Annotated in this window: 10 protein-coding genes, 1 tRNA gene and 1 riboswitch; of the genes, 5 read left to right on the top strand and 6 right to left on the bottom strand. The window is 39.0% G+C overall.

From position 1 onward, the window contains the following. Positions 1–66 precede the first annotated feature (66 nt). Positions 67–681, bottom strand: coding sequence for a DedA family protein (locus RS893_RS18115; protein WP_315786403.1), 615 nt, complete (start codon positions 679–681; stop codon positions 67–69). 192 nt (positions 682–873) lie between these two features. Then, positions 874–1,965 (bottom strand): Gfo/Idh/MocA family oxidoreductase, encoded by a 1,092-nt coding sequence (locus RS893_RS18110; RefSeq protein WP_315786400.1) that lies wholly within the window; start codon positions 1,963–1,965, stop codon positions 874–876. Between the two features lie 646 nt (positions 1,966–2,611). Here RS893_RS18110 and queC point away from each other — a divergent pair. Then, on the top strand, positions 2,612–3,286 hold the full coding sequence (gene queC / locus RS893_RS18105) for a 7-cyano-7-deazaguanine synthase QueC (RefSeq protein ID WP_315786398.1): 675 nt from the start codon (positions 2,612–2,614) through the stop codon (positions 3,284–3,286). Between the two features lie 147 nt (positions 3,287–3,433). Here queC and RS893_RS18100 read toward each other — a convergent pair whose 3' ends face one another. Together RS893_RS18100 and RS893_RS18095 are read right to left on the bottom strand one after the other, a co-directional pair. Continuing rightward, positions 3,434–4,777 (bottom strand): hemolysin family protein, encoded by a 1,344-nt coding sequence (locus tag RS893_RS18100; protein ID WP_315792014.1) that lies wholly within the window; start codon positions 4,775–4,777, stop codon positions 3,434–3,436. A gap of 123 nt (positions 4,778–4,900) precedes the next feature. Beyond that, entirely contained in the window at positions 4,901–5,599 is a 699-nt protein-coding gene (locus RS893_RS18095; RefSeq protein WP_315786396.1) for a hypothetical protein, read from the bottom strand. Positions 5,600–5,774: 175 nt separating this feature from the next. On the opposite strand from RS893_RS18095, the gene RS893_RS18090 reads away from it, so the two are divergent. Further along, positions 5,775–5,847: transfer RNA gene (locus RS893_RS18090), tRNA-Ile, on the top strand. Positions 5,848–6,055: 208 nt separating this feature from the next. Here the strand turns inward: RS893_RS18090 and RS893_RS18085 are convergent. Next, the gene (locus RS893_RS18085) at positions 6,056–6,496 is read right to left on the bottom strand and encodes a hypothetical protein (RefSeq protein ID WP_315786394.1); all 441 of its coding nucleotides are present in this window, start codon (positions 6,494–6,496) and stop codon (positions 6,056–6,058) included. Between the two features lie 201 nt (positions 6,497–6,697). On the opposite strand from RS893_RS18085, the gene pyrE reads away from it, so the two are divergent. After that, positions 6,698–7,318 (top strand): orotate phosphoribosyltransferase, encoded by a 621-nt coding sequence (pyrE, locus tag RS893_RS18080; RefSeq protein ID WP_315786391.1) that lies wholly within the window; start codon positions 6,698–6,700, stop codon positions 7,316–7,318. A gap of 84 nt (positions 7,319–7,402) precedes the next feature. Here pyrE and thiC read toward each other — a convergent pair whose 3' ends face one another. After that, on the bottom strand, positions 7,403–8,776 hold the full coding sequence (thiC, locus tag RS893_RS18075) for a phosphomethylpyrimidine synthase (protein WP_315786389.1): 1,374 nt from the start codon (positions 8,774–8,776) through the stop codon (positions 7,403–7,405). 7 nt (positions 8,777–8,783) lie between these two features. Then, positions 8,784–8,878: riboswitch (TPP riboswitch) on the bottom strand. 1,493 nt (positions 8,879–10,371) lie between these two features. On the opposite strand from thiC, the gene RS893_RS18070 reads away from it, so the two are divergent. Together RS893_RS18070 and RS893_RS18065 are read left to right on the top strand one after the other, a co-directional pair. After that, on the top strand, positions 10,372–11,358 hold the full coding sequence (locus RS893_RS18070) for a terpene synthase family protein (protein ID WP_315786386.1): 987 nt from the start codon (positions 10,372–10,374) through the stop codon (positions 11,356–11,358). Between the two features lie 118 nt (positions 11,359–11,476). Then, on the top strand, positions 11,477–12,862 hold the full coding sequence (locus RS893_RS18065; protein ID WP_315786383.1) for a cytochrome P450: 1,386 nt from the start codon (positions 11,477–11,479) through the stop codon (positions 12,860–12,862). Positions 12,863–12,865: the final 3 nt, after the last annotated feature.

Raw genomic sequence — 12,865 nt, 5'->3', positions numbered from 1 at the left:
CATTTATAGCGCTACTTTTTACACCAAAACAGTTGTTTTTGTAAATTATGATTGGGGACAAGTTTTTTATCTTCTCCTACGTTTGTGCTTCCGCTTTAATACCAAGACAAGAAATGCTAAAAGTATAACCGCAAACACAATTTTTGATACAGGAGCAAGGTACTTGTCCACAAGTTCATATTGGCTACCCAATATATATCCTGAGTATGTTAGCAAACCTACCCAAACAGCGCTACCCACAGTTGTATAAAATATAAAAGATGGCAAGGGCATATTGCTGATGCCTGCGGGTATAGAAATCAAGGTACGAACTCCTGGTACTAGGCGTCCAAACAGTACAGCTTTGTTACCTTGCTTATCAAACCAATGTTTAGACTTGGTAATATCTTTACTAGTAATGGTTATCCACTTACCATATCTATCTGCCCAGACTTTTAAACGGTTTTCCCCAAGAAATTTACCAGGATAGTACCAGATGAGTGCGCCTAGCACAGAACCTACTAGCCCTGCAAAAAATACACCAGTAATGTTGAGCTTCGCATCTGGTAAATTTGCCGTATATCCTGCTAGGGGCATGATCAATTCCGAAGGAATAGGGGGAAAGAGGTTCTCAAGGAACATCAGCAGGGCAATTCCCACATAGCCCATAGATTCGATAGTGGTTTTGATCCAATCTGTCATTGAGTCAATTCCTCAGATTGCTATTGAATTCTATTTGTTAAGTTAAATGTTGTTTGTTGGTTGTTGTTTATTGTTTGGAAAACCCAGCAACCAACAACTATCAACCATCAACAATTTACATAGATTAAAGGAGAGGGAAAGAGTAATTTCTTACTTCTTCCCCTCTCCTGCTGTTTCACTCTCCCACTCCGGTTAAACGGTAGGTGTCAAAGATTGTACTCTCGATTCAGATTCCCAATCCAATGGATTCCAAACTCTTTCTTCCAAAGCCATTTGCTCAATTAGACTTGCCAATCTTAAAGCTTTAAGTGCTTGTTCGCCGCCAACCGAAGGTTGATTACCACCACGTACGCAGTTGACAAAATGTTCCAATTCTGCCCCCAATTTATCAGTATTGCTAGTATAAACTTTTTCAATCACACCATCTTGCTTGTAAAGCACTTGCCGATAGTCTGTCATAGAGTTAGCTATGGTATGACGATGAATCAAAATTTCATTCTTGAGAAAATCTGCCTCTGTATATGAAGTTTTACAATGGGCGACTATACTACGGATTTTGCGGTGAGTGACTTTGCTGGCAGTCAAGGTGGCAACAATGCCATTAGCAAATCCTAAAGTTGCAGTCACGTAATCTAAATAACCAGAGTCTAAGGTACGATTACCACTAGCCGTTAGTTTCACCACTGGTGAGGCGGCTAATTCCAACAGTAAGTCAATATCATGGATCATTAAATCCAGAACAACTGAGACGTCGTTGGCACGATTTGAGTAAGGACTCATACGATGGGCTTCTAATGCCAACACTTCCTCAGTCTTCAACACTTTGCTCAATTCCTGAAAGGCTGGACTAAAGCGTTCAATGTGACCTACTTGGAGAATACAACCAGATTCGGCTGCGGCATTGACTAGCGATTCTGCCTCAGAAATACTGGCTGCGATCGGTTTTTCTACCAAAACGTGAATTCCTGCCAAAAGGCAAGAAATTCCCACAGCGTAATGTAGGCGCGTGGGAACGGCAATGCAGACCGCTTCCACATGGGGCAGCAGATCGCAGTAATCCTCAAAAAAACGCACCTTATATCTACTGGCGGTTTCTAAGCCTCGTTCGACGTTTATATCTGCAACACCAACCAGTTCAACGTCTTTCATGGAACTTAGGATACGGGCATGATGTTGCCCCATATTACCCACCCCGATCACGCCTATGCGGATCGGGCGGGGCTGGGTACGGTGTGCGTGTCCGTTTTGTTCTCCTGCTGACATGCTGCTTTCTTGCACTCTCATTCTCTCCTCAACCACCAATTTAGAGACGCTACAATCGTCGGCTTTGATACTTAAACTGCCGTTGATTAGTCGTCTAAAACCATCCAGATGGTAACATAGAGGTTCTGTTTATGAAGAATTTCAAAGTTTGTTATGAGTTCCCACCATCTGGGTCTGTTTTGTATACTCAGTAGAGTTTGATATTTGTTTTTAAACTTAATAAATCAAAAAAAAGTAGTGTTAATTTTGACCGCAAAAAGTAAGTATGATAACCACATATACTTGGTTGGTTACATTTAATAAATTAATTAGCGGTATAATTATCCAATTATTCCCAGTAAAAATAAATAATTTTTTTGTGAGTTAAATTACCAAATACAGAGAATTTTGACTGAAGAAGGCTTGATTGGAATAGCATTCGCCTGCGTTAAAATCAGCAAGAAAGTCAGCAATGATTGTTGTTTGTAAAAAAAGGTGGGTTTAATAGGGTAAGAGTGTAGGGGTGTAAAGCAATAAACCCGAAGCGCTCGATTCACATATCATCAATGGATTTAAGGGGGTAAGGGTGCAGGGATGTAAGAGGAATCAATTTTATCTATCCCCTATATCTCTATACCCTCATACCCCTACACTCTTATACTTTATATCCCTACACTCAAGCGTGAATATGAAAGCCGTTATTTTATTGTCTGGGGGATTAGACTCTTCCACTGTTCTCTACCAAGCACTAGCAGATAGTTGTGAGTGTTATGCTATTTCCTTTGACTACCAGCAACGGCATAAACGAGAGTTACACTCAGCATTAGCGATCGCAAAAACAGCTGGTGTAGTCCAAAATCAAATAGTAACCTTTGACTTACGGCAGTGGGGCGGTTCGGCACTTACAGATGACACTATTGATTTACCCCAAAAGCGTTCTTTAGAAGAAATGTCGCAAAATATTCCTGTTACCTACGTACCAGCACGAAATACTATCTTTTTGAGCTTTGCCCTAGCCTACGCCGAAACTATCGCCGCCGAACGTGTCTACATTGGTATTAATGCCCTAGATTACTCTGGGTATCCTGATTGCCGTCCTGATTATATCCAAGCAATGCAGGAAGTCTTTCGTTTGGGAACAAAACAAGGACGTGAAGGCAAGGTCATTACTATTGTTGCACCTCTACTTAACCTCAAAAAAACTGAAATTATTCAGCTAGGTAATAAGTTGGGAGTTCCTTGGGAACTGACTTGGTCTTGCTACGCTGGTGGTGATATTGCGTGTGGTGTCTGCGATGCTTGTCAGCTACGTCTTGCTGCTTTTGCTGAATTAGGACTTAAAGATCCACTGGCTTATAGATAAGGTATAGGGGTAGAGGGGTATAGGGGTATGGGGATGTAGATGAAGTTGGAATCTTCTCTCCCATAGGCAGAACCTCGCAGGAGTATGGGGGTGTAGGAGGTATAGGAAGAAAAAATATAATTCTTACACCCTCACACTTTTACACCCTTACTCACATATTCTTACCTGAATTTGGTGCAAGCGGGGTCCTTCGAGTGACGTAACAGTTAATTCTAAATTATGGTAACGGAGAGTTTCACCCAAGGCAGGAATTTTCTGCAATTGGTATAGCATAAAGCCTGCTAGGGTTTGGTATTCTCTTCGCAAAGGCAAATTAAGATGTAAGACATCGTTCAACTCTTCTAAGTTAATTTGCGCTTGTACTAAGAATGTTTGGTCATCTAAAAACTCAATTAGTAATTCATTGTTATTTTCTGCAACACCGATATCACCAATAATTTGGGCAATTACATCTTGAATTGTTACCAATCCAACCGTACCACCAAATTCATCTACTACTATTACCATGCCCAACTTCTCTTGCTGCATCATCGGTAATAATTCACTTAAAGGAGTATGTTCTGGTACAAATCTTACTGGGCGTATTAACGGTTGAATTGGTGTTTCTAAAACTAACTTGCCTACAACTAAGGGTTTGGCTAAGTCTTGAAAGTAAACGATACCACGAATGTCTTCTAAAGATTCTCCAATCATTGGGAAACAAGAGTAACCAGTGGCTACCATTTGTTCAAGAAAAGTTTGCAAAGTGGCATCTTGAGGCAGCACTACTATGTTGTTGCGGGGAACCATGACTGCTTGTGTTGTTACTTCCCCAAACTCAAAAACATTTTTCAGTAGTTCTCGTTCTCCAGCTTCTAATCCAGTAGATTCACGTTCTGTAGAGATAATTAATTGTAATTCTTCAGGAGTAACAGGTGGTCTCCAACTTTGACCTGTATACTCAATGCCAAAAAGTCGTAACAAATAGCGAGTTGATTGGTTGAGAATCCAAATAAAGGGATTAAAAAACCGGACAATTGCTTTGACAGAAGGGCCTAAAAATCGTGCAAGTTGTTCTGAATACAGCATTGCCACTGATTTGGGACACAGTTCTCCTAAAACAATTTGCAAGTAAGCAATGAAAAAAAAGGCAATCGGGATTGATAAAGAATGAGCGATCGCAATATTTATTCCTCCAGGAAGAGGCCACGATTGTAGCCATGATTTGACTAGAACAACAATTGTGCTTTCTCCAATCCACCCCAGCGCCAAACTTGAGAGAGTAATTCCCAACTGAGTTGTAGACAACAATCGGTCTATACTACGCTGTAGAACTTCAACGGCTAGTGCTTGTATGTCACCAGCTTCTACTAACTGATGAATACGCGATCGCCGTACTGTTACCATCGAAAATTCTGCCGTAACAAAAAAAGCATTGATGGCAATCAGTAGCAGCACTGACAACAATCGCAGCCCCACATCCGTCCAGTTCAAGCTAGGAAAACCTATCACTGCCAAAGCCCGTGTAAAATGCACACCCCAATTTGAGATTGGGGATCGGGGATTGGGCATTATTGGTGTTTATTCTCTCCCTTGTCTGGTTTGTTCTCCCAGTCCCCAATTCCCAGTCCCCTGTTACCTTCCTACAGGAATATCCGATACTTCCAACTTCAGTTGTTGAGCTGGGTAATCTGTTAAAGAAAGTGAAATACTTTTAACATCATCAAGCAAAGCTGTAGGAATGCTAACAATACCAGTATATGTGGGGCTGTTATTAGGCAATTCTGATGGTAAACCATCTGTACTCGCACTCAGGGTTCGTCCTCTATCATCCGAGACATCTAAAAAACTATAAAGGAAGCGTACGGTATTTTTACTTTTGTTCTGCATTTTTACCCGCAGTTGCAATGCACCACCAGAATAGCGGGCAGATTGTACCGAAAGATTTACGCCGTCACTTTCAGCAGAAACAGGAAATCCTGGTTGGGGTTTTTCTTCCACTTCTTCTTGGGGCTTTTCCTCTGGCTTCTGTTTGTTGCTAACAGTCTCGGTTTCCTCTTCTTCTTGTTCTGATTTAGGGGCTTTGCTTTTACCCTCTATTCTTGCCTTGACTGTTTTAAGAATTTCTTCCTCTTTTAAAAGCACTAGTCCTCCATGCTGAGAGTTACCCGTCTTAGCACTGGCAAACTTGGTAGTGGGACGAGAATCAGGTGATGTTACGCCTTTGAGTGCTTTACTACCAATATCAAATCCTAAAAAAGCACTTACAGAACCAGCTCCCAACATCAGGGCTAACAAAGTTAAAGTTAAAACTACAGTAGAATTTAGTTTCATTGCTGATAAGCTATGGCAGAAAAATATTGGTTTGTTTCAAACATGATTTCTAAGAGAACTAAATTAATATTAGTCTGCACTATAGCACTATCAAATTGTGCAGTGTTAAAACCTAATAAGCAAGTTGCGATCACGCGCAATTAATAAAATTATGCTATAATCTATCAGACAAAGACCAGGGTTGGCCGAGCGGTTGAGGCAGCGAACTCATAATTCGCCTTAGGCAGGTTCAACTCCTGCACCCTGGATTTAAGTATTTTGGATTTTGGATTAACCCAACGGATCAATCGGCTGTCTTGAGAATTGTGTATTTTAAAATACGAATTAATTCCCAGGATTTATCCGCTTTCTTGTACCCTGGGAGGAATGATAGTAATTAACAGACTATCGACCAAGTCTATGGGTAGGGAACAGGTAAAAAAGAAAATCTCCGTTCTCCCCGTTCCCTTTTAATATTTAGCGAGGGGATATTTGCTCAAACCGAAACTCAGTACCAACCTTAAGCTTGTTAGCATTCAAGCCTGGAGACATTAATAGCGAAGTGTTGTAGGGATTTGGTAAATCGGGAGTACGAAGATAAGGATCATTACTAACCTGCTGGTAGAGAACATCTTGATAGAGAATGTGAACCAACTCACTATCTCTGGCAATTTGGTTTTCAGGAAAAGTATTTCGAGAAAAGGAACCAGGCCCGAAAATATCGTTTATGTCACTTTGACTAGTGATACTACCAAAGAAATTAGGAGCATTTTTAAAATAAGCCCGTTCAAAAGCTTCATTTGGTGTTACATAGCCATCACTTGATGTTTGTGCTTTATCTTGGGCGAAAGCTGGAATAGCGATCGCAGTACTAAACAGCACCAACAACCCACCCAAAAGTCTGAATTTTAAAACCATTTTAATCGCTCCTCTGTATTTGCGTGAATCTTAACTTATCCTTATTGTCAGAACTTCTATTAGCGGCTGTTAGTAGTTGTTAGTTAGTAGTTAATGGTTAACAACCAACTACCAACTACCAACAATTTTATAGTTATGTTTTTTACGTTTGCTTACTGAGAAGTTCAACCATTGGTTTAGCACAAATTTTATTCTTTTGTAATGACTTACCAAGCTCAAACCCCTATCAATACTGACATTTGGGCAGTTAGTGCCGACCTGCCAACCCTACGTAAAAAATTATTAGATTTATTTTGCCAACTTGCATATCAAGAGGGTGATTTTGTCCTCTCCTCTGGACAACCCAGTTCCTATTACATCAATGGCAAGCAAGTTACACTCCATCCCCAAGGTGCTTTAGCAATTGGTCGTACTCTCTTATCACTACTCCCACCAGCCACCACTCAAGCAGTAGCTGGTTTAACTTTGGGTGCAGATCCAATTGTGAGTGCTGTCAGTGTAGTTTCTGCCTATGAACACCGCCCAATACCAGCGTTAATTATTCGTAAAGAAGCCAAAGGTCACGGAACAAAGGCGTATATAGAAGGGCCAAATTTACCAGCAGGTGCAAATGTAATAGTTTTGGAAGATGTTGTCACCACAGGACAATCAGCTATGAAAGCAGTTGAACGCCTTAGAGCAGCAGATTATACAGTTAATCAAGTAATTTCTCTAGTGGATCGCCAACAGGGCGGAGCAGAATTTTACGAGTCGGTAGGCTTGAATTTTCAGGCAATATTTACAATTTCAGAAATTCAAGAACGGTACAAACAACTACTATAAAAACACAAAGGAACACAGAGAACTGAATTTTTCTCTGCGTTCCTTCGCGCTACCTTTGCGTTCCTTTGCGTTTATTAAAAACTGTTAACTTTGAGTTACAGCTTCTTTTGCTAAGAACTTCTCCAGTTCCGTCAACGTATCTGCATCCACCTTAGTCTGCATTGGACAGAACTTCGGTCCACACATAGAACAAAACTCAGCAGTTTTATAAATATCTGCTGGCAAAGTTTCGTCATGGTATTCTCTAGCTCTATCAGGATCGAGTGCTAACTCAAACTGACGGTTCCAGTCGAAGTTATAACGAGCGTGGGAGAGTTCATCATCTCTGTCTCTAGCACCAGGACGATGTCTGGCGATATCTGCTGCATGGGCTGCAATCTTATAAGCAATCAATCCGTTCCTTACATCTTCAGAATTCGGCAGACCCAAATGTTCTTTAGGTGTAACATAACACAACATTGCTGTACCATACCAACCGGCCATTGCTGCACCAATAGCGGATGTGATATGGTCGTAACCAGGGGCAATGTCTGTTACCAACGGCCCTAGTACATAGAAAGGTGCTTCCGAACACTCTTCCATCTGCTTTTTAACATTAAACTCAATTTGATCCATCGGTACGTGTCCAGGACCTTCAACCATCACCTGCACGTCGTATTCCCAAGCTTTACGAGTTAATTGCCCAAGGGTTTTGAGTTCTGCTAATTGGGCTTCATCAGAAGCATCATGAGTACAACCAGGACGAAGTGAGTCACCTAAGCTAAATGAGACATCATATTTCTGGAAAATCTCAATGATGTCTCGGAAGTGGGTGTAAAGTGGGTTTTGTTTGTGATGGTGCAACATCCATTTTGCCAAAATGCCACCACCACGAGAGACAATACCAGTCAGGCGATTTCTGACCAAAGGCAAGTGTTCAATTAAAATCCCAGCGTGGATAGTCATGTAATCTACCCCCTGCTGGGCGTGTTTTTCAATTACATGCAAAAAATCCTCAGCAGTAAGATTTTCTATCCTGCCATGTACGCTTTCTAAAGCCTGATAAACAGGTACTGTACCGATGGGAACGGGTGAAGCTTGAATAATAGCGGTGCGAATTTCATCCAAGTTACCACCGCCAGTGGATAAATCCATGACGGTATCAGCCCCATATTTTACCGCCAGTTTCAGTTTTGCCAGTTCTTCGTTGATATCAGAAGAGTTAGGAGAAGCGCCAATGTTAGCATTCACTTTACACTTGGAGGCAATGCCAATACACATTGGCTCTAAGTTAGGGTGATTGATATTTGCAGGAATAATCATCCGTCCCCGCGCTACCTCATCTCTGATTAGCTCAACAGGGAGGTTTTCCCGCCTAGCGACGTAGTGCATTTCTTCAGTGATCACACCCTGACGAGCATAGTGCATTTGACTCACATTGCTCTCGCCTCTTCGCTTGGCGACCCATTCTGTCCGCATATTTGCTTTCCTCAATAAACAGCTTCCCTGCGCCGGTATTACCCGGATTCAGGTGCAAAGGGTATAATCTCAGCCTGGATACAGGCACCCCTAGCATGAGAGCTAATTTTAGCATTTTGTATAGTGGCTAAGAAGGGGGAATTAACAATTTATGACTATACCTATACCTGTTTGCCTCAAAAACCCTCTATTGAAATTTAACCAAAAGATTTGCCTGCACTATGATTCTGCTGTTTTTTAGTTCATCAAACTTGCGTCAATAATGGCTCTTTTGTCGTTACGAGACCATAAAACATAATGATACATAACTATTTATTAAGTACTTAGACAAAATTAATTACACATTAATTGTTTCTCTATTGCCTGTCTCCGTGAATGAATTTAATTTTGCCTAACCAGTTACGTTTATATCTATGTCCTAACTAACTTGACTAGTAATCATAAAAGTAATTTTTTGTCAATCATCTAATAGGATTATATTAATTAAATGGATATATTTATTACTTTAGAAGGATACTTATAATTGTCATCTACTCACTTCAGTATAAAATTTAATATATGTTAGATAATTTACAAGTATATTAACTAGTACAGATACACGGGAAGCAATAATTACTTTGTTTACTGATTTAGATCTCTCATAAATAAATGGTTCTTTTATTTACGCCGCACTGTATTAGTAACTTAGTGTATTGTTTGTTAACCAAACTAAACATCTATCTATAAAAATATTAAACAATGTCATGAAATATTGATATATTAAAAATTTACTTAATAATAAAGTTATATTTTTTACTTTTTTATAAAGATTTTTATTCTAATAAATATTAGTTAAAACCATAACCAGCAATAAAAATATCAACATCAAAATATACTCTTATAGCAAGTAATAAGTATATTAATAAACAAAAATAGTATTTAATATTACATTGTATCTTTTTATTTTAATTAAGATTAATAATTCTAGGTGATTACGGATAGATTTTTAATAAAAAATTAAACATTATATTTATCAATGGTTTCATGACAAAAATATAGTAAAACAACACAGGCAGTGCGGGTAATTTTCTCCAAAATTGATTTTAATACTGTTTGAGTGCTTGTATGTTTAACCTAATGTCTAAAACCCTATCTTTCCAAGAAATAGGATGTAAATAAGTTCATCCTTATTTATTGGTTACTTTATCGTTTTTATTTCTGCAATATATAATTATCGACCCCAGATAAAGCTTAGTTCTACTATTAGCTTTGTTTAGATTGTGTATCAGAATAAAGAATACACTGGGTGAATTTATACTGCAACTAAATAATCATAAAATTTGATTTAGAGATATGTGTGTAGATGCCTTTAAAAACATATAGCGCAGCTGATTGCAGATACAGTTGCCCTTTGTAAAGTTAAGGATGAATTTTGAATCATCACTGAAGGCTTCAACTTGTTGTCTTGAAAATCAAATAAGTTTGCTACAGATATTTAGTAACAGAGTAAATTGTACTAATAGTTAGTACACTACCAGTATTTTCTTGAAACTTTATACACGTATTAACTTATGGGGTCAAGTTGATTTGCTGTTTACTTGACTTGCAGAGCTTTTATGAATCAATTTACTTTACCTGAATTATACTGCCCGTTTCCGTATCAAATCAACAAGCATGTTGACATTTTAGAAAAACATGCTCTTGAATGGGTGCTGAGATACAACCTTTTAATTGATGAATCTTATTATCAGTATTTCTGTAAGTCAAAAATTTTTCTACTAATAGCAGGTTCATATCCTGCCTCTGATTTGGAAGAGCTTAAAATTGCTAATGATTGGTTAACTTGGATGATATTTTTGGATGATTATTATGATACTCCATATTTAAAAAATCAACCCGAATTAATCATAAAAATACATAATAGATTTTTTGAAATCTTGAATGGTGCAGAAATCACAACTCAAGATATTCCCTATTGTCATGCTTTAAATAACTTACGAAAACGGACACTTCAAATAGGAAGTCCCAGATGGTTCAATTTCTTTGTTTGTACTCTTAGTGAATTTCTAGATGGATGTGTTCAAGAAGCTAACAACCGTGCCAAGGGCATTTTACCCGATGTTGAAACATACATAATTTTACGTAGATTAACCGGAGGAATGGGACCTTTATTTGAATTAATAGAATTTTGTAATCATTTGATTGTTCCCTATTTATTGCGAGAACATGTCATTTTGAAAAAATTAAAAATGATGTCAAATAATATTATTTGCTGGTGTAACGATATTTATTCTACACCTAAGGAGCTTAAAATTGGCGATCAGCACAATTTAGTCCTTTTACTAAAAGATCACCAGCAAATGTCTCTCGAAGATGCAATTACGCATGTTTCGGAAATGCACGATCAAGAAGTACGGAAGATGATGGAGCTAGAATCAACTCTTCCATCTCTTGGAGAAGAGTTAGATGGTGAATTAGCTAAGTATATATCAGGAATTCACGCCTGGATAGCTAGTCATTTTCACTGGTATTCTCATTCTGGTCGCTATGAAGTTACAGAAAAGCTAACACTAGGAGAGGATCTGAAACTGGTTAAAGCTTAAAGAATAGCAGTAACTTTCAAATAAGAAAATGTTACGCTCTACTTTTGAGTAGCAATTACTCTAGAAATCATGCTGATACATGAGTAATTGTATAATTTATTTCGGGATAAAAATTCATATGCAATTACCCAATCGTCTTTCAATTCCCTCTTTTCTGCAAAAGCTTCATTGGGCTATTGATCCTGTAAAATATTTCGAGAGAGCAGCTCAGCAATATCCTGATATTTTTACTGCTCAAATAGTTGGTTTTGGAGATACTGTTGTATTCATTGCTCATCCCCAAGCCATACAAGAAATTTTCACGAATGATAGAAAGAAGTTTGTTGCTGCTGGCGAACTAAACAGGATTATGCAACCTTTGCTTGGAGAAAACTCATTATTGTCGCTAGACAGTAATAGCCACAAACGTCGGCGACAACTTCTAATGCCCTCCTTTCATGGAGAACGGATACGAGCTTACGGTCAGCTAATCTGCAATATAGCTGAACAAATCTTGAGTCAGTTGCCACAAAATCAGCCATTCTCGGCTCACACTGTAATGCAGAATATCTCCCTACAAGTCATCTTAAAGGTTGTTTTTGGCTTAAATGAGGGAGAACGTTACCAAAAAATCCAATATCTAATGCCATTGCTTTTAGATATATTTCGATCCCCCTTGAATTCTAGCTTCTTTCTTTTTTCTTTCCTACAAAAAGATGTAGGAACTTGGAGTCCCTGGGGAAAGTTTCTGCACCAAAGACAGCGAATGGATGAATTAGTGTACGCTGAAATTGCTGAACGTCGTGACCAAGCGAGTCTTGAACGCATCGATATACTCTCATTGTTGATATCTGCGCGTGATGAAAACGGTCAATCGATGACCAATTGGGAGCTACGTGATGAGTTAATGACTCTAGTGTTTGCTGGACATGAAACGACAGCAACGTCAATGGCTTGGGCATTGTATTGGATTCATCATTTACCGGAAGTCCATGAGAAACTTAAAAAGGAACTTAATACCCTTGGAAATTCTCCAGACCCTATGAGAATTTTCCAACTTCCCTATTTGACTGCTATCTGTAATGAAACATTGCGAATTACCCCTGTTGTGCCATTTACACCACCCAGAATGGTACGGGAAACAGTGGAATTACTAGGACATCGATTAGAGCCTGGCACTGTAGTAATTCCCTCAATTTATTTAACTCATCACCGTGAGGATATATATCCACAATCCAAAAAGTTTAAGCCAGAGCGTTTTCTGGAACGGCAATTTTCTCCCTATGAGTTTATACCATTTGGTGGTGGTGCCCGTGGCTGTATTGGTCAGGCTTTGGCTATGTTTGAAATGAAGCTAGTATTAGCAACAATTCTGTCACGCTATCAACTTGAACTGGTGGATAAGCGACCTGAAAAACTTCAGCGTCGAGGTGTTGCGCTTGGGCCTGCTAATGGAGTCAAGATGATAATTACAGGAGAGCGTAGCCAGCAAGAGTCCCAAAACTACACTTGTACCGTTGTCTGATAC

The sequence above is a fragment of the Fischerella sp. JS2 genome, assembly GCF_032393985.1.
Taxonomy (GTDB): Bacteria; Cyanobacteriota; Cyanobacteriia; order Cyanobacteriales; family Nostocaceae; genus Fischerella.
This window is presented reverse-complemented; position numbering and strand designations above follow the sequence as displayed.